This is a genomic window from Spirillospora sp. NPDC000708 (assembly GCF_040299565.1).
Taxonomy (GTDB): Bacteria; Actinomycetota; Actinomycetes; order Streptosporangiales; family Streptosporangiaceae; genus Spirillospora.
Window position 1 is genome coordinate 1 of the sequence record NZ_JBEPCJ010000019.1, and the last position, 25858, is coordinate 25858.

General features: G+C 71.9%; 22 protein-coding genes and 1 pseudogene. 12 read left to right on the forward strand and 11 right to left on the reverse strand.

What is annotated here, in order from left to right; genetic code table 11:
• Positions 1-114: 114 nt before the first annotated feature.
• From ABT299_RS15905 to ABT299_RS15920, 4 genes are all read right to left on the reverse strand, one after another.
• Entirely contained in the window at positions 115-1569 is a 1455-nt protein-coding gene (locus ABT299_RS15905; RefSeq protein WP_500251208.1) for a dihydrolipoamide acetyltransferase family protein, read from the reverse strand.
• Between the two features lie 5 nt (positions 1570-1574).
• Positions 1575-2564 (reverse strand): alpha-ketoacid dehydrogenase subunit beta, encoded by a 990-nt coding sequence (locus ABT299_RS15910; protein WP_387024235.1) that lies wholly within the window; start codon positions 2562-2564, stop codon positions 1575-1577.
• A complete protein-coding gene (gene pdhA / locus ABT299_RS15915) occupies positions 2561-3694 on the reverse strand; it encodes a pyruvate dehydrogenase (acetyl-transferring) E1 component subunit alpha (RefSeq protein WP_500251209.1) in 1134 nt (377 codons plus the stop codon). Before pdhA ends, ABT299_RS15910 begins: the two co-directional genes overlap by 4 nt.
• A 165-nt stretch (positions 3695-3859) precedes the next feature.
• Positions 3860-5479 (reverse strand): hypothetical protein, encoded by a 1620-nt coding sequence (locus ABT299_RS15920; protein ID WP_190867248.1) that lies wholly within the window; start codon positions 5477-5479, stop codon positions 3860-3862.
• Between the two features lie 119 nt (positions 5480-5598).
• On the opposite strand from ABT299_RS15920, the pseudogene purS reads away from it, so the two are divergent.
• From purS to ABT299_RS15950, 6 genes and pseudogenes are all read left to right on the forward strand, one after another.
• Positions 5599-5835, forward strand: a pseudogene (gene purS / locus ABT299_RS15925) (phosphoribosylformylglycinamidine synthase subunit PurS); the annotation flags it as partial.
• Positions 5836-6086: 251 nt separating this feature from the next.
• A complete protein-coding gene (locus ABT299_RS15930) occupies positions 6087-6527 on the forward strand; it encodes an ATP-binding protein (RefSeq protein WP_194737662.1) in 441 nt (146 codons plus the stop codon).
• 101 nt (positions 6528-6628) lie between these two features.
• The gene (gene purQ / locus ABT299_RS15935; protein WP_173097141.1) at positions 6629-7309 is read left to right on the forward strand and encodes a phosphoribosylformylglycinamidine synthase subunit PurQ; all 681 of its coding nucleotides are present in this window, start codon (positions 6629-6631) and stop codon (positions 7307-7309) included.
• 1088 nt (positions 7310-8397) lie between these two features.
• Positions 8398-10692 carry a phosphoribosylformylglycinamidine synthase subunit PurL gene (purL, locus tag ABT299_RS15940; protein WP_500251285.1) on the forward strand — a complete coding sequence of 765 codons (2295 nt, stop codon included), beginning with the start codon at positions 8398-8400 and terminating at the stop codon, positions 10690-10692.
• Between the two features lie 59 nt (positions 10693-10751).
• A complete protein-coding gene (locus tag ABT299_RS15945; RefSeq protein ID WP_500251210.1) occupies positions 10752-11270 on the forward strand; it encodes a GNAT family N-acetyltransferase in 519 nt (172 codons plus the stop codon).
• Positions 11267-11761, forward strand: a complete 495-nt coding sequence (locus tag ABT299_RS15950) for a GNAT family N-acetyltransferase (RefSeq protein ID WP_500251211.1) — start codon at positions 11267-11269, stop codon at positions 11759-11761. Before ABT299_RS15945 ends, ABT299_RS15950 begins: the two co-directional genes overlap by 4 nt.
• A 12-nt stretch (positions 11762-11773) precedes the next feature.
• Here ABT299_RS15950 and ABT299_RS15955 read toward each other — a convergent pair whose 3' ends face one another.
• Entirely contained in the window at positions 11774-12244 is a 471-nt protein-coding gene (locus ABT299_RS15955) for a hypothetical protein (protein ID WP_500251212.1), read from the reverse strand.
• Between the two features lie 177 nt (positions 12245-12421).
• Positions 12422-13234: a class I SAM-dependent methyltransferase gene (locus ABT299_RS15960; RefSeq protein WP_500251213.1), complete on the reverse strand. Its 813-nt coding sequence runs from the start codon at positions 13232-13234 to the stop codon at positions 12422-12424.
• 396 nt (positions 13235-13630) lie between these two features.
• On the opposite strand from ABT299_RS15960, the gene ABT299_RS15965 reads away from it, so the two are divergent.
• On the forward strand, positions 13631-13882 hold the full coding sequence (locus ABT299_RS15965) for a hypothetical protein (RefSeq protein WP_387024221.1): 252 nt from the start codon (positions 13631-13633) through the stop codon (positions 13880-13882).
• Positions 13883-14847: 965 nt separating this feature from the next.
• A complete protein-coding gene (locus ABT299_RS15970; RefSeq protein ID WP_387024219.1) occupies positions 14848-15531 on the forward strand; it encodes a hypothetical protein in 684 nt (227 codons plus the stop codon).
• Positions 15532-16012: 481 nt separating this feature from the next.
• Here the strand turns inward: ABT299_RS15970 and ABT299_RS15975 are convergent, their stop codons facing one another.
• The 3 genes from ABT299_RS15975 to ABT299_RS15985 form a co-directional block, all read right to left on the reverse strand.
• On the reverse strand, positions 16013-16972 hold the full coding sequence (locus ABT299_RS15975; protein ID WP_387024217.1) for a coiled-coil domain-containing protein: 960 nt from the start codon (positions 16970-16972) through the stop codon (positions 16013-16015).
• A gap of 166 nt (positions 16973-17138) precedes the next feature.
• Complete coding sequence (locus ABT299_RS15980; RefSeq protein ID WP_433146038.1) at positions 17139-18305, reverse strand: S8 family peptidase; 1167 nt, start codon at positions 18303-18305, stop codon at positions 17139-17141.
• 255 nt (positions 18306-18560) lie between these two features.
• Positions 18561-20702 carry a serine/threonine protein kinase gene (locus ABT299_RS15985; protein ID WP_500251214.1) on the reverse strand — a complete coding sequence of 714 codons (2142 nt, stop codon included), beginning with the start codon at positions 20700-20702 and terminating at the stop codon, positions 18561-18563.
• A gap of 250 nt (positions 20703-20952) precedes the next feature.
• Between ABT299_RS15985 and ABT299_RS15990 the strand changes: the two genes are divergently transcribed.
• Together ABT299_RS15990 and ABT299_RS15995 are read left to right on the forward strand one after the other, a co-directional pair.
• Positions 20953-21405 (forward strand): sterol carrier family protein, encoded by a 453-nt coding sequence (locus ABT299_RS15990; RefSeq protein ID WP_387024211.1) that lies wholly within the window; start codon positions 20953-20955, stop codon positions 21403-21405.
• Between the two features lie 137 nt (positions 21406-21542).
• Complete coding sequence (locus ABT299_RS15995; RefSeq protein WP_500251215.1) at positions 21543-22181, forward strand: LamG domain-containing protein; 639 nt, start codon at positions 21543-21545, stop codon at positions 22179-22181.
• 13 nt (positions 22182-22194) lie between these two features.
• Here the strand turns inward: ABT299_RS15995 and ABT299_RS16000 are convergent, their stop codons facing one another.
• Positions 22195-22566 carry a DUF4190 domain-containing protein gene (locus tag ABT299_RS16000; protein ID WP_190867273.1) on the reverse strand — a complete coding sequence of 124 codons (372 nt, stop codon included), beginning with the start codon at positions 22564-22566 and terminating at the stop codon, positions 22195-22197.
• Positions 22567-22693: 127 nt separating this feature from the next.
• Between ABT299_RS16000 and purF the strand changes: the two genes are divergently transcribed.
• The gene (gene purF, locus ABT299_RS16005) at positions 22694-24145 is read left to right on the forward strand and encodes an amidophosphoribosyltransferase (RefSeq protein WP_387024207.1); all 1452 of its coding nucleotides are present in this window, start codon (positions 22694-22696) and stop codon (positions 24143-24145) included.
• Positions 24142-25167 (forward strand): phosphoribosylformylglycinamidine cyclo-ligase, encoded by a 1026-nt coding sequence (gene purM / locus ABT299_RS16010; protein WP_190867277.1) that lies wholly within the window; start codon positions 24142-24144, stop codon positions 25165-25167. The genes purF and purM overlap by 4 nt, the downstream gene beginning before the upstream one ends.
• Before the next feature lie 272 nt (positions 25168-25439).
• Here the strand turns inward: purM and ABT299_RS16015 are convergent, their stop codons facing one another.
• Positions 25440-25646 (reverse strand): DUF3073 domain-containing protein, encoded by a 207-nt coding sequence (locus tag ABT299_RS16015; RefSeq protein ID WP_151542604.1) that lies wholly within the window; start codon positions 25644-25646, stop codon positions 25440-25442.
• Positions 25647-25858 lie beyond the last annotated feature (212 nt).

The following is a 25858-nucleotide window of genomic DNA, read 5'->3' on the forward strand; positions in this document are numbered from 1 at the left end:
TACCTCGCGGGGGGCCCAACACCCCGGGCCCCGCATACAACGCCCTCATCCACCCACCCCCCCCCCAAACCCTAGCGGCCCCCGCGGCCGCGCCCCCCCAATCGACGGGATCCCTCAGCCCCAGGCGAGCATGCGCAGGGGGTCTTCGAGCATGTCGCCGACGTCGCGGAGGACGCGGGAGCCGAGTTCGCCGTCGACGATGCGGTGGTCGAACGACAGCGCGAGCGTGGTGACCTTGCGGATCGCCAGCTCGCCCTCGTGCACCCACGGCATGTCGCGGATCTGGCCGAAGGCCAGGATCGCGGCCTCACCGGGGGTGAGGATCGGGGTCCCGGTGTCCACGCCGAACACGCCGACGTTGGTGATGGTGATGGTGCCGTCGGACAGGTCGGCGGGGGACGCCTTGCCCGCGCGGGCCTTCTCCGTCAGCTCGGTCAGCGCGCGCGCCAGGTCGGGCAGGGACATGTCCTGCGCGTCCTTGATCTTCGGGACGATCAGCCCGCGCTCGGTGGCGGCGGCGATGCCGAGGTTGACGTAGCGCTTGACGACGATCTCCGCGCCGGACGGGCCGTCCGCCCAGGTGGAGTTCACCATCGGGTGGCGTGCCACGGCCGTGAGCAGCGCGCGCGCGACGAGCAGGAGCGGGGAGACCTTGGTCCCGGCGAAGTCGGGGAGTTCCCGGAGCCGGGCCACCGCCTCCATCGTGCGGGTCACGTCGATCTGGAGGAACTCGGTGACGTGCGGCGCGGTGAACGCCGATCCCGACATCGCGGCGGCGGTCGCCTTGCGGACGCCCTTGACCGCGATCCGCTCCTCGCGTTCGGCGGCGGCGCGCGGCGCCTGCGCGGCCTGCGCCGGGGGCGGACCGGCCTGGGCGGCGAGGACGTCGTCGCGGGTGATCGAGCCGTTCGGGCCCGAGCCGGTGATCGTCGTCAGGTCGACGCCGAGGTCCTTGGCCATCTTCCGGACGGGCGGCTTGGCCAGCGGCAACCCGTTTTCCACAGGCTGTGGACGAACGGGCGCCGCAGGCGGCCGGACGGCGGGCGGTGTCGGTGGCGCCGGCGGTGCGGGTGCCGGGGCCGCTGCCTGCGGCGGCGCGGAGGACGGCGCGGGGGACGGGGCGGGCACCGGCGGCGCGCCGTTGGCCGCCTTGCGGGGACGGCGCTTGGTCGTCCCCTCCTTGACCCCGTAGCCGACCAGGACGGGCTGGCGTTTCGGCTGCTCAGGCGAGGTCATCCCGGGTTCGTCGGCGGACGGGACGCCCTCCTCGCGCATCGCCGCGGCCTGCGCCGGGGGCTCGGAGACCGGGGTCGCGACGCCGCCCTCGGCCTCGGTGCTCACCGCGATGATCGGCACCCCGACGTCCACGGTCTGGCCCTCGGTGACCAGCAGCTCGGCGACCACGCCCTCGAACGGGCAGGGCAGCTCCACGATCGCCTTGGCCGTCTCGATCTCCACGATCGTCTGGTTGACCTCGACGGTGTCGCCGGGCTGGACGTGCCACTTGACGATCTCCGCCTCGGTCAGTCCCTCGCCGACGTCGGGCAGCTTGAACAGTTTCGGGCTCACCGGCGTCACCACGCGAAGGTCCGGTCGACCGCGTCGAGGATGCGGTCGAGGTCGGGCAGGTAGTGGTCCTCGAGGCGGGACGGCGGGTACGGGGTGGAGAGCCCGCCGACGCGCAGCACCGGCGACTCCAGCCGGTAGAAGCACTTCTCGGTGATCCGGGCGGCCAGCTCGGCGCCGAACCCGCTGAACACCGGGGCCTCGTGGACGACGACGCAGCGTCCGGTGCGGTTCACCGAGCCGGTGATCGCGTCGATGTCGAGGGGGTTGAGCGAGCGCAGGTCGATGACCTCCAGCGACCGCCCCTCCTCGGCGGCCGCCGCGGCGGCCTCCAGGCAGGTCTTCACCTGCGGCCCGTAGGCCAGCAGCGTCACGTGCTCGCCGGGCCGGACGACCTTCGCGCCGTGCAGCGGCGCCCACGCGCCGGGGGCGGCGTCGACGTCGACCTCGGCCTTGTCCCAGTACCGGCGCTTCGGCTCGAAGAAGATCACCGGGTCGGGCGACGCGATCGACTGCTGGATCATCGTGAACGCGTCCGCCGGGTTGGAGCAGGCGACGACGCGCAGCCCCGCGGTGTGGGTGAAGTACGCCTCCGGCGACTCCGAGTGGTGCTCGACGGCGCCGATGCCGCCGCCGCACGGGATGCGGACGACGACCGGCAGCGACAGCGCGCCCAGCGACCGCATGCCCATCTTGGCGAGCTGGGTGATGATCTGGTCGGCCGCGGGGAACACGAACCCGTCGAACTGGATCTCGCAGACCGGGCGGTACCCGCGCAGCGCGAGCCCGATCGCGGTGCCGACGATGCCGGACTCGGCCAGCGGGGTGTCGATCACCCGCTCCTCGCCGAAGTCCTTCTGCAGCCCGTCGGTGATCCGGAACACGCCGCCGAGCTTCCCGACGTCCTCGCCCATGACCAGGACCTTCGGGTCGTCCTCCATGGCCTTGCGCAGGCCGGCGTTCAGCGCCTTGCCGAGCGTCAGGGTCTCCGCGGTCACGACGGCACCTCTTCCTCGAAGGACGCCAGGTAGGCGGCGAACTGCTCCTGCTCCTCGGTCATCAGCGGATGGTCTTCGGCGTAGACGTGCTCGAACATCGACAGCGGCGCCGGGTCGGGCAGCGCCAGGCAGCCCTCCCGCAGCTCCTTGGCGACCTGCTTGGCCTCGGCCTCGACGTCGTCCAGGAACGCGGTGTCGGCGAGCTCGTTGCGGACCAGGTACGCCTTGACCCGCTCGATCGGGTCCTTGAGCTTCCACGCCTCCTCTTCGGCCTTCAGCCGGTAGCGCGTGGGGTCGTCGGTGGTGGTGTGGGCGCCCATCCGGTACGTGTACGCCTCGATCAGCGTGGGGCCCTGGCCGGTCCGCGCGTTCTCCAGCGCCTTCCTGGTGACGGCCAGGCACGCGAACACGTCGTTGCCGTCCACCCGCAGCCCGGGGAACCCGTAGCCCTGCGCGCGCTTGTACAGCGGGATGCGCGTCTGCTTCTCCAGCGGCTCGGAGATGGCCCACTGGTTGTTCTGGCAGAAGAAAACGATCGGCGCGTTGAACACCGAGGCGAACACGAACGCCTCGTTCACGTCGCCCTGCGACGTCGCGCCGTCGCCGAAGTAGGCGATCGTGGCGCCGGCGGACGGCGTGCCCAGCACCCCGTCGCGCTGCACGCCCATCGCGTAGCCCGTCGCGTGCAGCGTCTGGCTGCCGATCACGACGGTGTACAGGTGGAAGCCGTGCTCGGCGGGGTCCCAGCCGCCGTGGTTGACGCCGCGGAACAGGCCGAGGAGGTTCAGCGGCGGGACGTCCCGGCACCACGCGACGCCGTGCTCGCGGTAGGTGGGGAAGACCATGTCGTGCTCGGAGAGCGCGCGTCCCGAGCCGATCTGCGCGGCCTCCTGGCCGAGCAGCGACGCCCAGAGGCCGAGCTCGCCCTGCCGGGTCAGCGCCACGGCCTCCCGGTCGATCCGGCGGACGATCACCAGGTCGCGGTAGAGCCCGCGGACCTCGCCGGGGCTCAGGTCCAGCGGGTAGTCGGGATGCTCGACGCGCTCCCCCTCGGGGGTCAGCAGCCTGATGAGCTCGGGTTCGGCGAGCTCGGAGGCGCCTGGCGCGCCGCGCACGGAGTCGATCGTCATTGATGGCACTCCTCGTTCGGGGCCGGTACGCGGGATCGCCGCACAGCCGGCCGATGTCAGCGGCCCCGTCCCCGGTAAGGGACAAAACCCACCAAAGACATCGTGGCAGACATCACACCCGGAGATGCAAGTGCCGCCCTCCATCTCCTACCCCGGTTGCGCGCGTCACTCCCGGGACAGGGCGCGGGTCGCGCCCGCCGCGACCGTCAGGCCGAGGACCAGCCCGGCCGCCACGATGAGGTTGGCGACCCACTGGTAGATCCCGCTCGGCGCGAACTCGACCTCCTGGCCGAGGCTGCCGATGGGCAGCAGCAGGTCGAGCGTGTAGAAGAACGCGTTGAAGTGCGGCTTGTGGCCGGTGTCCAGGACGTCCGGCCGGTGGATGGAGAAGACGATCGTCCCGAACGCCAGCAGCCCCACCAGCCAGCTCGCCGCCCGGAACGGCCGGTACCCGTAGCCGACCAGGACGTCCTGCAGGAAGCCGACGACCTTCAGCGGGATGCCCTGCGTGCGGCGCCGGTCGCGGGCCTTGGCGAGCAGGACCGAGCGCCCGTCGGCGTCCAGGCCCAGGGACCGGTAGGTCGCGGCGAGCCGCTCGTACGGCTGCGGAGCGTAGCCGTCGGTGTCGCGGCGCAGCCACGCCAGCCGCTCGCGCGCGGTCATCGGCGGTTCGAGCGTCTCGTACTGCAGGCCGTCGAGTTGGAGCCGGTCCGGCCAGGTCGCCGCATCGTCCCGCAGCAGGTTGATCCGCGCGTACGACAGGTCGGTGATCCCGGCGATCTTGTCCGCCGGGCGCAGCAGCAGCTCCTCCGCCTGGACGCGCTGCAGGCTCAGCGCCGTCCCCTGCTCGTGCCGCAGGTGCGCGCCGCGCAGGCTGAGCTGCCCGGTGACGTGCGCCCCGGAGAAGCTGACCGAGCCGTGCGCGGTGAACCCGTCCGAGCAGTACACGTCGGTCTCGACGGTGAGGTCGTCGGCGTTCAGCGCGGTCCGCTCGGGCGCCGACAGGTGCGCGCCGACGAACGACAGGTAGCCGCCGACGCGGGCGCCGCGCAGCCGGACCTCGCCCTCCGCGACGAACCCGCCGTCGCAGAACACGTTCGCCGCCACGTCCAGCCGGCTCGCGTACAGCGCGGCGCCGGACGGGTTGTGCAGCCGCGCCTTCCGGAAGATCAGCTGGCCGCCGACCCGCGCGCCGGGCAGCCGGACCTCGCCGTTCGCCGCGAACCCCTGGTCGCAGTAGACGTTCGCCTCCACCGTCAGCCGGTCGGCGAGCAGCGCGTCCCCGCCCGGGTTGGACAGCTGGACGCCCGACATGTTCAGGATGCCGGTGATGTTCGCCCCGTCCAGCCAGAGCCCGCCGGAGATCCGGCTGCCCTCCAGCCACAGGTGGCCGTCCACCCGGGTGCCGGACGCGACCAGCCCCGGCAGCCGGCACCCCATCAGGTGGACGCTGTTCATGCTCGCCCAGTACAGGTGCGGCGCCTCGTCGAACGAGCAGCCGGTCAGCGCCAGCGGCACGCGCACCTCGGCGTGCCCGAGGTTCAGCGAGCCGGTGATCCGGGCGCCGCTCAGCCGGACGGCCGCGACCCGTCCCGGCTCGGGCTCCACCGCGCCGACCAGCAGCGCGACCAGCACCTCGGCCCGGACCATCCGGTCATGTCCCCAGTGCGTCGCGTACCCGGGATCGTCGTGCGCCGGGTCGCCGGTCGACAGGTCCACGGGTTCGCCGCTCGGGAACGCCTCCCACAGGCGGCGCTCCGACGGGGTGAGGTCCTCGATGTTCATCGGACGGCTCCGGTGATGCGGGCGGGGTGCGGACAAGGGGGATGCGTGGGTCGCGAGTGCCAATGGTGCCGTACGCTTCAGGTCCGTAAGCAAAAGCGCAGATCAGTGAGGGGGCGACCGTGGCGCGTGTCGTCGTCGACGTCATGCTCAAGCCGGAGATCCTCGACCCGCAGGGCCAGGCGATAGCCCGGAAGCTGCCGCAGATGGGGTTCGACGGCGTCGTGGCCGTCCGGCAGGGCAAGCGGTTCGAGGTCGAGCTGGAGGGACCGGCCGACGAGGCCGCGCTGGAGCGGGTCCGCCGGATCGCCGAGACCCTGCTCGCCAACCCGGTGATCGAGAACTTCGAGGTGCGGGTCCTGCAGCCCGAAGGGCTCGAACCCGAGGCTCCGGAGGGCCTGTCCGAGGGCTCGGCGGCGGAGGCGCCGCCGGTCGACGAGCAGCCGGCCCCGACCGAGGGCCTCCAGGGCGAAGCGAAAGACCCGACAGTATAGCGGTTACGAAAGATTCCGTCGGGGAAGTTCTAGCTGCGTCGAGTCGTCGAGCACGCTCCGGGACCGGGGGCCCTGCCGGGACGCCCGGGGCATGACACGAGGTGTCCGGGGTGGATATGGAGTTCGCGCTCGCGCTGCCGCGCGAGGCGCCGAGCATTCCGGTGGTACGCCGGGTGGTGGGGGACGCGCTGCGGGGGCTGGGCGTCGCCGAGGACTGCGTCGCCGACATCCTGGTCGCCGCCTCCGAGGCGTGCACCAACGCGGTCCAGCACGCCCGCGCCACCGGGGACTACCGCGTCGCCGGGCGCGTCGACGACGGCACCTGCTCGCTGGAGATCGAGGACGGCGGCCACGGGCCGCGGCCCGTCCCGGCGGACCGGGGGGTTTTGAGCGAATCCGGGCGCGGGATTAAAATCATGCGGGCGCTGGTGGACGATCTGGACATCGACCGCACGCCCGACAGGGGCACCATCGTTCACCTGCGGAAGCGCCTGACCTGGCGGGACGGGGCGCTGGTGGGCGGCCTCGACCGCCGGCTCATGCACACGGCCGGGTAGATTGGTACGCGCGCGGGGGGAATGTGCGACGCGCGCAGCGGTGATCGGCGGATGAGATCCCGACCGTCCCGGCCGCACCTCATTTCGGAGGAACAGAACAGATGGACGCTGCCCGGGTGGGGGTCATCACCTTCCCTGGTTCCCTGGACGACAAGGACGCCGCGCGCGCCGTGCGGCTGGCCGGCGCCGAGCCGGTCGCCCTCTGGCACGCCGACCACGACCTGCAGGGGGTCGACGCGGTCGTGCTGCCCGGCGGGTTCTCCTACGGGGACTACCTGCGGGCCGGCGCGATCGCCCGGTTCGCGCCGCTGATGACCGAACTGGTCGCGGCCGCCAAGGCCGGCCTGCCGGTCCTCGGCATCTGCAACGGCTTCCAGGTGCTCTGCGAGTCGCACCTGCTCCCGGGCGCCCTGCTGCCCAACGCGGGGCTGCACTTCGTCTGCCGCGACCAGCGGCTGCGCGTCGAGAACGCCGGCACCGCCTGGACCTCGGAGTACACCGAGGGCCAGGAGCTGGTGATCCCGGTCAAGAACGCGGACGGCCGCTACACCGCCGACCGCGAGACCCTGGCCGAGCTGGCCGACTCCGGCCGGATCGTCGCCCGCTACCTCGACCTGAACCCCAACGGCTCCCTCGACGACATCGCCGGGATCTGCAACGAGGCCGGCAACGTGGTCGGGCTCATGCCGCATCCCGAGCACGCCGCGGAGTCGCTGACCGGCCCGTCCACCGACGGGCTCGGCTTCTTCACCTCGATCGTCAAGAGACTGGTCAACGCATGAGCGAGCAACGGCCCAACGCTTCCGGCCGCGCGGCGCGCGACGCCGCGCACGACGAGCCGTCGCTGGACTGGCTGGACGAGCTGAAGTCCGACGCCGACGACCCCGAGCTGCAGCCCGTCGACCCGTCGGTGACGCAGGCCTTCGAGGCCATTCTGGAGGAGGACCGGACCAACTCGGCCGCCGCGTCGCCCACGCCGCAGGGACCGCCGGCTCCGCCCGCCCCGCCCGCGCCGCAGGGATCGCCCACGCCGCAGGGACCGCCCGCACCGCCGGCTCCGCCCGCGCCGCAGGGGCCGTTCACCGGGCCGCTGCCCGTGCTGAACGACGACCCGGCCGCGACGGGACGCACCATGCCCGACACGGGCGTCCCCTCGGACGACTTCGCGCGCGCGCTGGCCGAGGAGGGCGTCGCCGTCCCCCTCCCGCCGCACGCCGACCCCACGCTCACCACTCCCGACCTGAGCGAGTACGCCGCGTTCCCGCCGCCCCCGCCCGCCGCGCCGCAGCGCGTCGCCGGCCCCGGGACCGGCCCGCAGCCCGCCATCGGCTCCGGCACGGGCCCGCAGCCCGCCGTCGGCTCCGGCACGGGCCCGCAGCCCGCCGTCGGCCCCCAGGGCCAGTCCGGCCCCTGGGCGAGCCCCGGCGCGAGCCCGCAGGCCGTCCCCGGTCCCGCGACGGGCCCGCTGCCCGCCGTGAACCCGAACACCGGCCCGCTGCCCGCGATCGGCTCCGGGACGGGCCCGCAGCCCGCCGTGGGGCCGAACACCGGCCGGTTCCCGGCCGTCGGCCCGTCCGGCACCGGCTCGTTCCCGGCCGTCGGCCCGTCCACGACCGGCCCGTTCCCGGCCGTCGGCACCGGCACGGGCCCGCTGCCGCCCGTCGGCCCCGCGACCGGTCCGCTGCCCGCGATCGGTTCGGGCACCGGCCCGCAGCCCGCCGTGGGCTCGAACACCGGCCCGCAGCCCGCCATCGGCGGCCCGAACACGGGCCCGCAGCCCGCGGTCGGCGGCCCCGGCACCGGGCCCCAGCACGCCGTCGGGTCCGGGACGGGCCCGCAGCCCGCCATCGGCGGCGGCGCCCGGCTCGCGATCGAGTCGTCCGTCAAGGCCGACCCCGGCACCGACACCGTCGCCATCGCCGCCGCCTCGCCGGACCGCCCGCAGCCGTACGTCGAGCTGGGCATGAACGACGAGGAGTACCAGCGCGTCCGGCACATCCTCGGCCGCCGCCCCACCTCCGCCGAGCTGGCGATCTACTCGGTGATGTGGAGCGAGCACTGCTCCTACAAGAGCTCCAAGGTCCACCTGCGGCAGTTCGGCGACAAGGCCCCCAAGACCGACAAGCTGCTCGTCGGCATGGGGGAGAACGCCGGCGTCGTCGACATCGGCCAGGGCTGGGCGGTCACCTTCAAGGTCGAGTCGCACAACCACCCGTCCTACGTCGAGCCGTACCAGGGCGCCGCGACCGGCGTCGGCGGCATCGTCCGCGACATCATGTCGATGGGTGCCCGTCCGATCGCCGTCATGGACTCCCTGCGCTTCGGCCCGGCCGACGCCCCCGACACCCAGCGGGTGCTGCCCGGCGTCGTCGCCGGCGTCGGCGGCTACGGCAACTCCCTCGGCCTGCCCAACATCGGCGGCGAGACCGTCTTCGACGCCTGCTACGAGGGCAACCCGCTGGTCAACGCCCTGTGCGTGGGCGTGATGAAGCACGAGGACATCAAGCGCGCCGTGGCCCCCGGCCCCGGCAACAAGGTGATCCTGTTCGGCGCCCTCACCGGCCCGGACGGCATCGGCGGCGCGTCCGTCCTGGCGTCCGCGACCTTCGACGAGGAGTCGCACGCCAAGCGGCCGTCGGTCCAGGTCGGCGACCCGTTCATGGAGAAGCTGCTCATCGAGTGCTGCCTGGAGCTGTTCCGCGAGGACCTCGTGGTCGGCATCCAGGACCTCGGCGCCGCCGGCGTCTCCTGCGCGACGACGGAGTTGGCCGCCGCCGGCACCGGCGGCATGTACGTTGACCTCGACGCCGTCCCGCTGCGCGACGCGACCCTGCGCCCTGAGGAGATCCTCATGAGCGAGTCGCAGGAGCGCATGATGGCGGTCGTGTCGCCCGACAAGGTCGACCGCTTCATGGAGATCTGCCGCCGCTGGGAGATCCCCGCCACCGTCATCGGCCAGGTCACCGACACCCGCCGCCTCGTCATGACGTGGCGCGGCGAGACGATCGTCGACATCCCGCCGGTCACCGCCGCCGACGAGGGCCCGGTCTACGAGCGGCCGTTCGAGCCCCCGAAGGACCTCGGCTCCCTGCAGTCCGACACCCCGGGCCGGCTGACCCGCCCGTCCAACGGCGACGAGCTGCGCCGCACCGTGCTGTGGCTCGCGGGCTCGCCGAACCTGGCGAGCAAGACGTGGGTGACCTCGCAGTACGACCGGTACGTGCTGGGCAACACCGTCCTCGCCATGCCGGACAACGCGGGCGTCGTCCGGATCGACGACGAGTCGGGCCTCGGCATCGCGCTGTCCCTGGACGGCAACGGCCGCTACACCCGGCTCGACCCGTACTCGGGCGCGCAGCTCGCGCTGTCCGAGGCGTACCGCAACGTGGCCGCCACCGGCGCCCGCCCCCTCGCCGTGACGAACTGCCTGAACTTCGGCTCCCCCGAGGACCCGGGCGTCATGTGGCAGTTCGCCCGCGCCGTCGAGGGCCTCGCCGACGCCTGCCAGTACCTCGGCATCCCGGTGACCGGCGGCAACGTCAGCTTCTACAACCAGACCGGCACCACGCCGATCAACCCGACCCCGGTCATCGGCGTCCTCGGCGTCCACGACGACGTCCGCCGCCGCGTGAACATGGCGCTCACCTCCGACGGCGCCACGATCGCGCTGCTCGGCGAGACCCGCGAGGAGTTCGGCGGCTCCGAATGGGCGCACGTCGTCTACAACCACCTCGGCGGCCTGCCGCCGCTGGTGGACCTGAAGGCGGAGGCGGCCCTCGCCTCGGTCATGGTCACCGCGATCCGCGAGGGCCTCCTGACGGCCGCCCACGACCTGTCGGACGGCGGCCTGTCGCAGACCCTGGTGGAGTCCTGCCTGCGCGGCGGCCTCGGCGCCCGGATCACCCTGCCCGGCGACCCGTTCGTCACGCTGTTCAGCGAGTCGGTGGCCCGCGCCATGGTCGCGGTCCGTCCCGGCGGCGAGGCCCGCCTGGCGGCCCTCTGCGAGTCGGCGGGCGTCCCGGTCACCCAGATCGGCGTCGCCGGCGGCGACACGCTGACCGTCGCCGGCCGCGGCCCGGAGGGCGACCAGCAGGAGCTGTTCTCCATCCCCCTCGCCGAACTCCGCGAGGCCAACGAGCGCATGCTCCCCAGCTACGCGAACTGACCCGCACGACCACAGAAGGGCGCCCCACCGGGGCGCCCTTCTCGTTTTCCATTGGACGCATGCCCCCTGCGATCCGCACCGCCACCGAGGCCGACGCCCCCGCGATCGCGCGCCTGCACCTGGCCTCGTACCGTGCCGCCTACCGCGGCCTTCTCCCGGACGGTTTCCTCGCCGCCTACGATGTGGCCGAACGCGAGCACCGCTGGCTGGAAAGGCTCCGCGACCCGTCCCGCACCGCGTTCGTCACCGCGCCCGCCATAGTCGCCTTCGCCGAAATCGGGCCGTCCCACGACGCCCCTCGCACTGGCGAACTGCTGGCCCTGCACGTGGCCGAGTCGCATTGGCGGCAAGGTATCGGTGGCGCCCTCCACACCCACGCCCTCAACGCCCTTTCCGGCCTCGGCCACGAGAGCGCCGTTCTCTGGGTCCTCGACGGCAATCGGCGCGCCTGCGCCTTCTACGAGGCCGCCGGGTGGGCCTTCACCGGCGAGACCCGCCACCGGAACGTCCGCGGCACACCCGTCGACGAACTCCGCTACCGCCGCGAGTTGCGCCCGCACCGTAGCCTGCCGGTGTGAAGGAGATCGTGACGTACGTCGAGATGACCGACCGCGCGCAGCTGGTCGCGGCCGCCCCCGTCCCCGGCCTGGCCCTGGCGCCCCTGGACCGGACCTCGCCCCTCGTCCCGGACATCCTCGCCCGCGTCGGCGCCCCGTACGGCTGGAGAAGCTCCCGCCGCACCCCCGAGGAATGGCGGGCCTGGTTCGACGAGAATCCCCGCCGGACGTTCGGCCTCCTGTTCTTCACCGGCGAGCACGCCGGAATCGTCGCCTACGACCCCCAAGACCACGAGGTCGAGATCAAGAGCTTCGGCCTGCTCCCCGATTTCGTCGGCAAGGGCCTCGGCGGCTACGCGCTGACCCTGGGAATCCAGCACGCCTGGGAACTGTCCCCGACGGCCGCCCGGGTCTGGCTCCACACCTCGTCCTTCGACCATCCCAACGCCCTCCCGAACTACCACCGCCGAGGTTTCCGCACCTTCAAAACCGAAGAGACCACCCGCTCCTGAACCATTCGCCCTTCATCGCGAATGGGCGGCAGGGATCCCAAGGGTTTCCTCGACCGGGCCGCACATTTCGGTGAGCGCGGTGCGAAGCTCTTCGCGTTCCCGCAGGTAGTCCGGGTCGTCCTCACGTACGCGAGGGGTCTCCTCACCGTCCACCCACTCGACGACCGGCAGGACGAGGTGCGCCAGGACGCCCTCGATCTCGAGCACCGCCGACCAGGCCCCGTTCACGGGGTCCGCGCCGAGAACGCACGCGCCGTCGCTGTCGAGGACGAAGGCGCCGAGCACGGGCCGGGCGGTCTCGCGCATCACCTCGATGAGCACCGTCCGCCAGTCGAGGTCCTGGTCGTGGCGGAACTGGACGCCTTGCCAGCCGTCACCGTGGTCCCAGGAGGCCATGCCGAGGGCGGCCCAGGACGACAACGCGTCCAGCGTCTCGGCGCGCCGTTGGGACCGTAGAAAGGCGACCGTGCCCCAGAACCCCATCCCGGACGCTCAGAAAGCCGAATTCTGGGCCGCGCAAGACCGCGACCAGCGAAGACACCCCGCACACACATTCACCTGGGTCTCTGCCCTCGGCGGACGCGTCGCGATGCGCGGCCCGAGCGCGTCGTCCCTTGGTTCAGAACAGCTCAATTCGGCAGCGTGGGGTCTTGCGGCTGCTCATGCTTCGGGGGTTCCGGTGGCGAGCAGTGCCCGGTGCGGCAGGGCGAGGCGGCCGTCCGGACCGGTGAACTCCGCGCTGAGAAGGTCGAACCGCCGTTTGATCTCCGCTCTGATCTCGGGCGGTTGGGTGGCGACGAGGTGGCCGATGAAGCCGACACCCGACGCCGCGCCATGCCACCACTCCTGCGCGGAGGTCCGGTGGTCCCAGGCGATGGTCCGGCAGGAAGGACGGGCAATCCCGGCGGCTCGCATCAGGTCCGCGAGCCCCTGCTCGGTCCGCGGGAAATCGGTCTCGGAGTCCAGGACCGCCCGGTGGGTGGGGCGATGCGCACCGGCGGCCTCGATCGCTCGTCCCAGCAGGGCCCGTCCCTCTCCGCCCGGCACGGCCCACATCGTCACCGCGATCCGGCCGCCCGGCCGCGTCACCCGGCCGAGCTCGGCCAGTGAACGCCGCGGCCGGCCCACGTGGTCCAGTACGAAGTTGGCGGTCACCACGTCGAAGGCATCGTCGGCGAATGGAAGGACGGGCAGCTCGGCGACGCCGACCTCGGCCAGCGGGACGGTCTTCGCGGCGACCTCCGCCATCCCCGGGTCGGCGTCGACGGCGGTGACCCGAGCACCTCTCGCGCACGCCCCCGCGGCGACGTTCCCCGATCCGGTGCCCACATCCAGCAGACGGACGTCGGGGCCTACTCCGGCGGCGTCCAGCAGGTCTTCGATCGGGTACGCGCACACCGCGGCGAAGGACTCCGCGTACGCGACCGCCCGCCCCGACCAGATCGAACTCGCACTCTCCCCCAAGTCGGTCACCGCACCACCCTAGTCAGAGCGCGATGCGGCTAGAAGACCGAGTTCTGAGCTGCCCAAGATCGCGACCAGCGGCGATACCCCGCATGACCGCGCTGACCTGCCATGAATCCCTCGGTGACTCTCAACGTCTCGTGCATGATCGCGCCCCCATGTGCCCTCGATGTGCCCTGCGCTTGAAATGGCATGACGGTGGCCGACCGGCCGGAAGGAGGGTGGGGTCATGGGATTCTGCCTACTCCGAGACGTATCCGGGAGTGGTTCCATACCCACCCTCCCTGAGCCGCGGACCCTGAAGGGTGCTCAGACCGGCCTCCAGCGGAGGCAGCGTACTGACAATCCGTATGAGCGGCCAGTTTGGAAGATGCTCCGCGCCAGGCGTCGGACGCCTCATCTAGCATGGCAGCCAAGACCGAACTCCCGGTAGGCGACGATCATCAGGTGATCCGCCTCGGCGGTGAGGCCGCCGTGGTCGTCCCGCTCGACGAGTACCGCCGGCTGCGCGAACTCGAACGCCGCGCGCAGCTCGCCGAGCAAGCCGACGCGGAAGAGGCGGAGGCCCTGGCCGAGTACCGCGCACAGCAGGACGCGGGGACGGTGACGGCGATCCCGCAGGACGAGGTACGGCGCCGGTTCGGGCTCACCCACTGATGACCGACAGCGTCACATGGAGTGAACCGGTACCGCGTCCTCTACGAGATCTAGCCGGAAGACCAAGCCATCATGGTTCTGCACGTCGGCCGGGTCGCCTAGCTTCCGCACCGCTGGGCGTGCGGCGTAGCCGCTGTTCTGCCCCCACCTTCCTCCCCCAGGGTCCGGCCGCCGCCATCCTCGACAGGCGGGGTCGGGGGGAGCCCCGCACCCTTCCAGCCCAGCTTGCAACATCCCCGTACCGCGGATGACCGTAGGTTCCACCATGGCTCACACGTTCACCTGGGCGTCCGCCCTCGGCGGATCACCCATGCGAGCAGAGGAATGGAGATGCTCGCTGGGAGCACTTGGTACGGGGGCCTAAGGAAGGCCACACCGATCGCGGCACTGACCACCACGATGAGAACGACCGGGATCGCGACGGGCATGCTCCGGGCCACGCGCCGGAGAACGTCCGTGAACGTCTCTCCTCCGGCCTCGCGCTGCTTTTGCACTCGGCTTCGGCGATCTTCACGGGACACCTTCGGAACGATCTCAGCAGGCAGTGATGAGCACAAGGCCTCTGCGTGGAGGTAGCCGCTGCGGCGGCGCGGCCCCCGCGGCGGGCAGTCGGGGCGGGGCCGGCGGACGTGGCGCGATGCGCGGCCCGGCGCGGCCGTCCGGTGACCGGCGCCCACGCCGCACGCTCCGGGCGGCCAGCGCGGGGCCGCGCAGCAGCCTGAGCGCCGCCGCTCCTTGATTTCAAACAGCTAGATTCAGCAACGCTACGTCATCCTCACGCCGTGGCCAGGCGCATCGATTACGCAGATGTCGGCGTACTCCTTCGGGAGCAGACCTTGGCACGGGTAGACGTGCACAGGTGCCACGTGTCGATGGGCTCTGTCCGTCGATGTCAGGCGGGTGGGAACCAGCATGGGGTTGCCTGCTGGGGCGGCGTGGGCTTCCGGTGCCCATAATCCGGTTAGATGCTGTTCGTGACTGCTCATGAGGTGGCTCGATCGCTGCCCGACATCGATCGGCTGCGGGATCTATGCCGGTCGGTGGCCGTGCTGGAGGCGATTTTGAGCCCCGTCTGGGAGAGCCGGTATTACTCCTTCTCTGCGGACTGGTCGCCAGGGGAAGAGATGGCCTCGATGAGGAACGGCTCGGGGGACGAGTACTCGATCGTCTTCTCGGCGGCTGGTGCCTATGTGCGCGGGTTCGCTCACGAGTCGGTGATGAGCCCGTATGTGAACGAGGGACCTTGGCCGGGGGTCCTGGACTCGGTTCCAGGGGTTTTCGGGTCGTGTGTCCAGGAGCCGGCTTTCTGCGACGAGACCGGGCTGCCTTTGGTCACCGCGTGCCTGTGGCGCGGGACCGGCGATGACCGCTGGCACGTGGGTGAGATCGACTACCCCGACGGTGAGCACGATGCCGATGGAGCGGACCGCCTCTTCGGGCTGCTCGCCGATCCTGTCCCTGAGACGTTCCAGCGCTTCGCCGAGGACTATTACCAGGTCTCGGTCGATCTGGAGGCGGTGCGTCACGTCTATTCGCTGCGCCCATTGACCGAACGTGTGATCACCGCGCTGAATCCCGAGGTCACCTTGGCCGACCTGGCTGAGGATCTGACCGAGGCCCGGTATCGCGCTGAAATCGGCGAAGGCTGAGGGGCGTCCGCCGGTCGAACGTGCCGTGGGTGCCAAGGAGCTCCGTTCAATCGTGGCGAAGCTCGTGTGAGCGGATGGCTCGACGGCAGGATTCGCTGGTATCTGAACATCCGGCTCTTGGGACCGCAGCCGGTGGCTGCGAAGTGAAAGCCTTTGAAGACGTGAGCAAGTCTCTTAGCTGGCTAACCAAGGGCGTGCCGATGTTCCGGCAACTCGGGAGAACGGCTTCCACGCGCTCCGCCATCACTTCGCGAGTGTGCTCCTGGAGCGCGGTGTGGACATCCGGGCGCTGGCCGAGTTCCTCGGGCACGCTGACCCCGGCTTCACGCTCCGGACGTACACGCATCTGATGCCGTCCAGCCGGGGACCGGATGCGCAAGGCGATCGACGACACGTGGGGAACGATTCCGGGGGCGAGTGCCCTGGATGTGCCCTCTCGGGAGATCTCGTGAGCTGCGGCCCTGGTCAGATCGCGATGCGGCTAGAAGACCGAGATGTGGACGTGGTCGTAGTGGTTGGCGGTTACGCCGCCGCGGTTCTCCATCGTGCGCCAGCCGGGGCTGCGGAGGTCGTAGATGCGCTGGCGCCAGATGATGTACTTGATGCCCAGGGCGCTCGCGTGGGCGATGGCGTAGGCGGCGGTGGCGTCGCCGTGGGCCTTGGCGGCGCCGGTGGCCATGACGCCGCCGGTGGTGATCATGAAGTCGCAGGCGTGGCCGGTGCCGTGGTCCTGCGGGTCGCCGGTGCTGCGGACGCAGCCGATCGTCGGGAAGGGGCCCTCTTCCTGGTCGATGACGTTCTTGACGTTCAGCATGCGCGGGGTGACGCCGCCCATGCCGACGCTCGGTGACTGCGGCTTGTACTTCTTGACCAAGGCCTCGACGCGCTTCTTCTGGCCCAGCAGGTCCTTGATCTCCTTCTGCAGTTCGGTGATCTTCTGCTGGGCCTGGGCGTGCGCCTTGGCCTGCTCGTCGACGAGCTTGCCGATCTGCGCGACCTTCGCCGTCTTGTTCTGCGCGAGGTGCTCGATGAGGGTGTAGCCGCTCAGCATGTCGGACGCGTTGCCCGCGGCGAGCATGGAGATGGTGGGGCCCTGGCCGTCCGTCATGTACTGGGTGGCGGCCATCTGGGCGACGAGGGAGCGGGCGTCGTTGAGGTCGCCCTGCAGGCTCTGAGACGTCTGCAGAGCCTTCTTGGCGGCGTACTGGGCGTCCTTCAGCTTGGCGAGGTCGCCGCCGTAGGCCTTGTCGAGCTTGGCGATCTGGGCGTTCATCTTGGCGAACTTGCCGCTGTCGCCGGGGTCGGACGGCAGTGCGGCGGGGGTGCGCGGCGCGGCGGCGGAGGAGGGGGCGGCGGTGCCGGCCAGCGGCAGGGCGACGGCGATGAGGGCCAAGGCCGCGCGCCGGGTTCGTCTCCGGAGGGTGGAGGTGGGGGACTCCACGTCTTCTCCTCTCCGGCCGGACACGGGGGCGTCCGGCCGAATGCCAACGGACGGCGAGGGGGCCGTCCTTGTCCTCGCCAAGGGTAAACGGCTGTGACGGGTGGGACGGTTCAACACCCAAGAAGCCCGGCCCCCCGTGGGGGAGCCGGGCCATCCTACGGGAGGGTCAGAGGTTGCTCTTGTAGAGCAGCCGGTTGGCCTGGCTGCGCATGCGCCCGAGGACGTTCTTGGTGGAGTTGTCGTTCAGCCACTTCTGCACCGTGGGGAAGGTCGCCTTGGGGTGCGTCTGCAGGTAGAGGGCGGCGGTGCCGGCGACGAACGGCGAGGCCATGGACGTGCCGCTCTCCAGGCCGGTCGTGTTGCCGGGCAGCGTCGACCGGATGTCGTAGCCGGGGGCGTTGATGTCCACGCACTTGCCCCAGTTGGAGAAGGTGGCGCGGTTGTCGTAGGACGTGGTGGCGCCGACGGCCATGACCCAGCCCGCGCCGGACGGCGAGGACTTGCACGCGTCGGCGTTCTCGTTGCCCGCCGCGACGGAGACGAACACGCCGGACCGGGACAGGTTCTCCACGGCGGTGTTCAGGGCGGCGGACTTGGGCGCGCCGATCGAGATGTTCGCGACGGCCGGCTTGGCGGCGTGGGTGCGCAGCCACTGCGCGGCGGACACGAGGTCGGACACGTAGCCCGTGCCGTCGCAGTCGAGGACGCGGAGCGCGCGCAGCTTGACGCCCTTGGCGACGCCGTAGGTGCTCGAGCCGATGATGCCGGCGACGTGGGTGCCGTGGCCGTTGCAGTCGGCGCCGTTGCCGTTGTAGGTGGGAGCGACCCACGCGATGGCGGCGCGGCCGCCGAACTGCGAGTGGGTGACGTCGAGGCCGGAGTCGATGACGTAGGCGGTGACGTCCTTGGCCAGCGAGGTGTAGTGGTAGCTCTTCGACAGCGGCCGCTTGCGCTGGTCGATGCGGTCGAGGCCCCAGGGCGCGGAACCCTGCGTCCCCTGGGCCTTCATGACCTGGTCCTGCTCGATGGCGGCGACGCGGCTGTCATGGCGAAGCTTGTCGAGCTGCGCGCCGGTCAGCTTCGCGGCGAAGCCGTTGAGGACGCCGTCGAAGCGCTGCGCGCCGGTGGCCTTCACCTTGTTGACGGCCGACTCGGCGGACGCGCCCTTCTTCAGGGTGACGATGTAGCGGCCGGGCACGGGGGTGCCCTCGGCGGCGGTCACCTTGACGAGGGAGGGGGAAGAGGAGTCCGCGAGGACGGGAAAGGCCGCCGCGCCGCCGACGCACGCCGCGACGACGCCGGCCAACAGGAGCCTCCGGTGGACAGCCCGCAAGGCTTGTCTCCTTCTGCCGGGGGGCCGCGCTCTCGGCGGCCCGTCAGAAGATCGAGGATTCGATCGAGGGGAAACCCTAGCGGAACTACTCAGATAAAGACCGCAAAAGCGGACGGGTCGGACGGGCTGCGCGGCGGCCGGAGTCGGCCGTCAACCGGAAGGCCGCGTCAGGAGACGGTTCCGATCCGGTCGCGCGCCCGGCCCTGTCGCGCGCCCCCGCGCGCCCGGCGACGTCGCGAGCGGGCGAGGGCGGGGTCAGCCGCGCGACAGCTTTCCGGAGTAGGCGAGGTTCGTGCCGGGCTTGTTCCACGCGTACTGGAGCGTCCCGTCCGCCATCCGCTTGATCTGGACGGTCCCGGGCGTGCAGGGCGCCGGGATGGCGAGGTCCATGGTCAGGTTGCTCTGCGTGCCGCTCTTGAGCGTGAGCGTTCCCGTGCAGCGCTCCTGCGGGTAGACCGCGCGCGCGGTGGTGGCCCCGGTCTGGAACGTCACCTCGACGGGGAAGGACGCGTGCTGGGCGGTGTTCACCACCGTGCCCTTCCAGGTGCCCGCGAACGGGCCGGGGACCGTGCTCACCGGCTGGTTGGCGGACGTGTTGGTCTGGTTCGTCGGCGGGTCGCCGTCGTCCTTCAGTTGCGGCCACAGCACGAGCACGATGATGGCGATGCCCACGCCCACGCCGATGACGAGGGACAGCGCGACGCCCAGGACGTGGTTGCTGGGCCGGCGCATCCGGCCGAGGGCGAGGAGCGCCGACGCCTTCCGGTCGCCACCGCCGCCCTGCTCGGCCCGCAGGCCGGGGATGAAGTGCGACGCCGTCGTCGAGTCCGACGCGTCCGGCATGCCCGGCGCGTCCGGCATGTCGAGGGGGTCGAACATGGCGGTCGGGGCCGGGTCGGACGGGACGGGGGCCTCCGGGACGGCGCTCAGCGTGGCCGTGGCGTCCGCCGACGGGGCGATCACGTTGAACGTGGTGGTCGCCTCGAAGGCGGCGGGGTCCAGATCGGGTGCGGACGGCGCAGCGCCGCCGGAACCGGCGGGGCCTTCCGGCTCGGGCTTCTGCTTGTCCTTCCCCAGGGAAGTGGAGGAGAGGAACTGCGAGAGCTTCCGGAAGGGACGCGACGGGGGCGGATGGAACGCGTGCCGGGCCGTCGCGGGCGGCGGCTGCATCTGCGGCGCGTTGCCGGGAGGCGGGGGCATGAACCCCTGGTGGGGCGGTGGCCCCTGGGGAGCACCCATGGGCGCGCCTACAGGACCGCCCATAGGCATCCCCATAGGAACGCCCATAGGCGAGCGCGGCGGCCCGGGCGGCATGGGTGCAGGCCCGGCGCCGGGAGGCGGCGGCCCGTGCGGTGCGGGCGGTCCCTGCAGGGGTGGCCCTTGCGGCGGGGGTGGTCCCTGCGGTGGGGGCGGTGAGGTGGGCTGCCCCAGACTGCGCGGTGGTGGCGGTGGGACCGGTGCCTGCGCCGGCGGCTGGGAGGGCTGAGAGGGCGGCGGCGGGGAAGCCTGCGCGGCCGGTACGACGCTCGTGGCGAGCGCACGGCCCTCGTCCACCATCGACGCGGGCAGGCGCTCCGCGAGCGCGCTGCTCTCCGCGAGGAGCCGTTCGAGCAACTGCTTAGCGGTGGGACGTGCGGCGGGGTCCTTGGCGAACGCGTCGCGCATCACCTCGCGCAGGGACGGCGGCGCCTCCGACAGGTCCGGCTCCTCGTAGATGATGTGCTGCATCACCTCGGACGGGGAGCCGTCCCCGAAGGGCGCCTTGCCCGTCGCCGCGAAGAGCATGGTGGCGGCCCAGGCGAAGACGTCGGCGGCCGGGCCGATGCCGCTGCCGCTGAGTTGCTCGGGCGCCTTGTAGGCGGGGTCTTCGGTGATGCGTCCGGTGGGCGCGGCGTTAACGGCCTCCAGCGCGCGCGCTATCCCGAAGTCGGCCATCCGGGGGCCGTTCCTGCCGAGCAGGATGTTCCCCGGCTTCAGCCCGTGATGGACGGCGCCCGCCCGGTGGACGGCGGCCAGCGCGACCGCCGCACCGACGGCCACGCGTTCCACTACGGCGCCGCCGCGCTTCCCTTCCTCGTCCACGAGCTGCTGCAGGGAAGGACCGTCCACCCACTCGCTCACCACGTAGGGGCGGTCGCCCTCCACGTCGGCGCTCAGGATCGCCGCCGTGCAGAAACCGGAGACCTTCTGGGCGGACGCGAAGGCGTTGGCGAACCGGGAGCGTGCCACGGGCTCGCCGCTCAGCCGGACGTGCAGGAGCTTCACGGCGACGAAGCCGCCCGCAGGGTCCCTGCCGAGGAAGACGGCGCCCTGCTCGCCGACGCCCAGCCGGCCCGTGACCTCGTACGAGCCGAGCCGTCGCGGGTCACCGGGCTGCAGGGGCAGCGCCTCGGGCATCTGACGAACCTCCGTGTCCTCCGGGGACGGCGTCCCCGGCTTCCCCGTTCCTTTCAAGTCCCCATGCGTGCCTGCTACCGGGGTCCATTTTTACCGTGTGTGAGGCGTTCGGGTGCCATCGATGGCCGAGCGCCCCGCCCCACCGCCGCCGAGAACCGCCGCCGAACACCCTCGCAGGCCGTCCCCGCGCACCTCCGTGCGGGCGGCCTCCCGCTCCTTCCGCCGGCGGCGACCCGGTAGCGTCGGGACGGTGCCGCGAACACCGCTCTCCACCGCCGTGCTGAACGAGCAGCGCGCCGCCCTGGGCCTGCCGCCTTTCCCCGGCCCGGACGAGGCCGCCGCACTGCGCCGCGCGGCCCTGGAGACCGTGCTGGCGGCCCTGGACGCGGGCAAGGACCCGGCCGGGGACGTGTCCCGCCCGGTCGTCCGCGGCGCCGTCCGGTTCCTGCTCGACCGGCTCGCGGAGCTGGCGCCGGGCCGGTCGGTCGAGGTGCGCGTCCCTCCGCACGCCGCCGTGCAGTGCATCGCCGGCCCGCACCATACCCGGGGAACGCCGCCGAATGTGGTGGAGATGGACGCCGGGACCTGGATCGCGCTGGCGACGGGACGGCTGAGCTGGGCGGACGCCGTCGCCGCCAACCGGGTGCGGGCCAGCGGCGCGCGCGCGGACCTGTCCGCGCAGGTCCCGTTGCCGCTCGGCTGATCCGGTTTCCCGAGCCTGACCTGCGATATCGGGCGCCGTGTCCGTTTCGTGCCTTGCCTGGCGCGCCGGGCGCTGCGAGCGTGGGTGCCGACCGTCGGGGCACCGCATCGGCGAGAGGCCGTGCAGGAGGTGGACCCGTGCTCGTTGCGCATTGGACGTTCGACGTCGCGACCGTCGACGGCCGCCGGGTGGCGGACGCCGCGGGGGGCGGGCCGGTCGCGGAGCTGAACGAGTCCGCGCAGATCGTCCCGGGACGGCACGGGGAGGCGCTGAGCCTGGACGGCCATGGCCGGGCGCTGATCCCCGCTATGCCGCAGCTGGTGCTGAGCCAGGTGTTCGGGTTCAGCGTGGCGTTCTTCGTCCGGGTGGAGGAGGAGCCGACCGGCGAATGGCGGAGCCTGCTCTACAAGCCGGTGGCGGAGAGCGATGCGCGCGCGCTCGGCATGTGGCTCTATCCCGACGCCATGCGCATGCGCGTGCAGTTGTTCACCATCAAGGGCCCTGAGTACGTGGACAGCCACGCGAGGCCGACTCTGGGGGAGTGGACCCACGTCGCCTTCGTCGTGGACCAGGAAGGCATGTTCCTCTACATCAACGGCCGTCTCGACACGGGCATGTCCCTGGAGCACGCCGTCGTGACGCCCGCCGGGCCCATCTACCTGGGCAGCGAACCCACCAAGCCCGGTTTCGGCGGCCTGATGGACGACTTCCGGGTCTACGCGTCGCCCCTGAGCGCCGAGGCGGTGGCCGCCCTCGCCGCCCCGGAAGCGGGCTGACGAGCGGCCCGGCTCAGGGAGCCGGCGTATCGCGGACGAACGGGAACTCGTGCTCCACGCACCCTTGGCGCGCCGCGTCGTCCGGGTAGCGGGACGTGTCCCCGCACATCGCCGCCTTGCTCAGCAACCAGGACAGCGCCAGGGCGCCCACCACGACGGCTATCCCGGAGCACACGATCCCCGCCACGGCGGGCCACCGCTCGGACCGCCCGCGGACGAGGGCGACCGTCCCCAGGACGAGCCCCACGAGCGCCGGGATCAGCCCCAGGAGGCACAGGGCGAGCCCTGGGAGCCCGACGATGCCGAGCACCAGGGAGGCCCGTGCCAGCCCGCTCCGCCTGGGCGGAGCCGGAGGCGAATAGGTCTGGTACCCAGGCAGCGTCATGCGTCCCTCCACGTGTCGGCCACCAGATTTGCGCGCGGACGCTGAAAGCCGTGCTCGCGGGGAGTAAAGGTCGCTTAAGGAGATCCACCGATCCGAGCAGGTGAAGGGGGCATCTAGACTGACTGGTGTGCCTCTCCGTGACGGACGTCTGAGCCACGACATCGATCCCTCCGACCGCCCCCCGCAGGACGCCTGCGGTGTGTTCGGCGTCTGGGTCCCCGCGGACCAGGCGCCGCGGGCGGAAGTGAGCAAGCTCACCTACTACGGCCTGTACGCGCTCCAGCACCGCGGGCAGGAGTCGGCGGGCATCGCGGTAAGCGACGGCTCCCGGATCGTCGTCTACAAGGACATGGGCCTGGTCGCCCAGGTCTTCGACGAGTCGGTGCTGAACACCCTGCGCGGCCACATCGCCGTGGGCCACTGCCGCTACTCCACGACCGGCTCGCCGACGTGGGAGAACGCGCAGCCCACGTTCCGCTCGACCGAGGCGGGCGGGCTGGCGCTGGTGCACAACGGCAACCTGATCAACACCCCGGACCTGGCCGCCCGGCTGGAGCCGGGGGTGCTGACCGCCACCACCGACACCGAGGTCCTGACCGCGCTGCTGGCCACCCGCGAGGGCGGCCCGCTCGCGGCGGCGCGCGAGATCCTGCCGGTGACGCGCGGCGCGTACTCCCTGGTCTTCATGGACGAGGGGATCCTGTACGCGGCGCGCGACCCCGAGGGGATCCGCCCGCTGGTGCTGGGCTCGCTGGAGGACGGCGGCTGGGTGGTCGCGTCCGAGACCGCCGGTCTCGACATCGTCGGCGCCCGGTTCGTCCGGGAGATCGAGCCCGGCGAGCTGATCGCGATCGACGGCGAGGGCGTGCGCTCCGAGCGGTTCGCCGAGCCGCGGCCGAAGGGCTGCCTGTTCGAGTACGTGTACCTGGCCAGGCCGGACACCACGATCGCCGGGCGCAGCGTCCAGGCGACGCGGGTCGAGGTCGGCCGCCGGCTGGCCCGCGAGCACCCCGTCGAGGCCGACCTGGTCATCCCGACGCCGGAGTCGGGCACCCCGGCCGCGATCGGCTACGCCGAGGCGTCCGGCATCCCCTACGGCCAGGGCCTGGTGAAGAACTCCTACGTCGGCCGGACGTTCATCCAGCCGTCGCAGACGATCCGCCAGCTCGGCATCCGGCTGAAGCTGAACCCGCTGCGCGAGGCGATCGAGGGCAAGCGCCTGGTGGTGGTGGACGACTCGATCGTCCGCGGCAACACCCAGCGCGCGATCGTGGGGATGCTGCGGGACGCGGGCGCCAGGGAGGTGCACGTGCGCATCTCCAGCCCGCCCGTGTCGTGGCCGTGCTTCTACGGCATCGACTTCGCCACGCGGGCCGAGCTGATCGCCGGGAACCTGTCGGTGGAGGAGATCCGCGACTCCATCGGCGCCGACACGCTCGGCTACATCTCGCTGGACGAGCTGATCTCCGCGTCGCGGATCCCCAAGGACAACCTGTGCCGGGCCTGCTTCGACGGCGTCTACCCCATCCCGGTGGAGGACGCCGCCCGCGGCAAGCACCTGCTGGAGGTCACCCGATGACCTCGTACGAGGCCGCCGGCGTGGACATCGCGGCGGGCGAGCGCGCCGTCGAGCTGATGAAGTCGCGGGTGGCGCGCGCGCGGCGTCCCGAGGTCGTGGACGACGCCAGCGGCTTCGCGGGCCTCTTCGACGCGTCCGCCTTCCTGCGCTACAAGCGGCCCCTGCTCGCGACGTCCACGGACGGCGTCGGCACCAAGGTCGACCTGGCGCGGCGCCTCGGCGTCTACGACACGGTGGGGCACGACCTCGTCGGCATGGTCATCGACGACCTCGCCGTATGCGGCGCCGAACCGCTGTTCATGACGGACTACATCGCCTGCGGCAAGGTCGTGCCGGAGCGCATCGCCGACATCGTCGGCGGCATCGCGGACGGCTGCGCCCTCGCGGGCTGCGCCCTGGTCGGCGGCGAGACCGCCGAGCACCCTGGCCTGCTGGAGGCGGACGAGTTCGACATCGCCGGCGCCGGGACGGGCGTGGTGGAGGCCGGAGAGCTGCTGGGGCCGGACCGTGTCCGCCCCGGGGACGCGGTCATCGCCATGGCGTCGTCCGGCATCCACTCCAACGGGTACTCGCTCGTCCGCCACATCCTGGCCACGACCGATCTCGCGCTGGAGTCGCAGCCGTCGGAGCTGGACCGTCCGCTCGGTGAGGAACTGCTCACACCGACCCGCATCTACGCGCAGGACTGCCTGGCCCTGACCCGGGCCGGGGGCGTCCGGGCGTTCGCCCACATCACGGGCGGGGGGCTGGCGGCGAACCTGGCGCGGTCCCTGCCGCCGACCGCGGACGCCGTGCTGCGCCGCTCGTCGTGGGAGGTGCCCGCGCTGTTCCGGGTCCTCCAGGACCACGGCGACGTGCCGCAGGCGGAGATGGACAAGACGTTCAACCTGGGCGTGGGCATGGCCGCCATCGTCGCCGCCGAGGCCGCCGACGAGGCGCTGCGGCTGCTGGCGTCGCGCGGCGTGCCGTCCTGGGTCCTCGGTGAGGTCACCGAGGGCGCCGGCCGGGCCGACTTCGCCTGACCCGTCCGGAAGCGACCGTCCGATCCGTCGATCAAGCGACCTGCCGTCCGATCCGTCCCGCCCGGGGTTCCGGGTGGGACGGCGAGGCGCTGAGCGCGACGCTGGGACGCCAGGGAGACCCGTGGGTCGGCTGATGCGCCGGAGACGCCGGACGCGGCCCCAGGCGTTTCTCAGCCGCGCGGGGCGGTGCTCAGGAGCGCCGGGGACCGGATGCCCGAAACCGAACAAACGCCACTGCCCGCGGGTGCGGGCAGTGGCGTGTTGTCAGCCGGTCAACCGGAGGTGCCGTCCTTGCGGTCCTCGGTCCCGTAGTCATCGGCGTAGTCCGCGTACTTCTCGGCGAGCTCATCGTAGGAGTCGTCACCGGAGTCGTTGACCCCGAGTTCGTGCTTCAGGCGGTCGAGGTCTGTACCGCCGCTGTTGTACTTGAGCTGGCGGGCAACCTTCACCTGCTTGGCCTTGGCTCGGCCGCGACCCATTGGCTCGACCCCCTCGATGGTCAGGGCTTTCGTGGGCCCATCAACGCGCGCGTGTACCACACGAACCGGTGCCTGATGAGCCATGCGTCAGTCACGGATACAACCGTACCCGTTTTGCGCCCGGCTCGGTACATCGACGGTACGTGGCGGCGCTCTTGTTGCTGAGACTCCAGTGTATCCGGTGGTCAGGGCCGCCCTACAGTGCGGCGGCA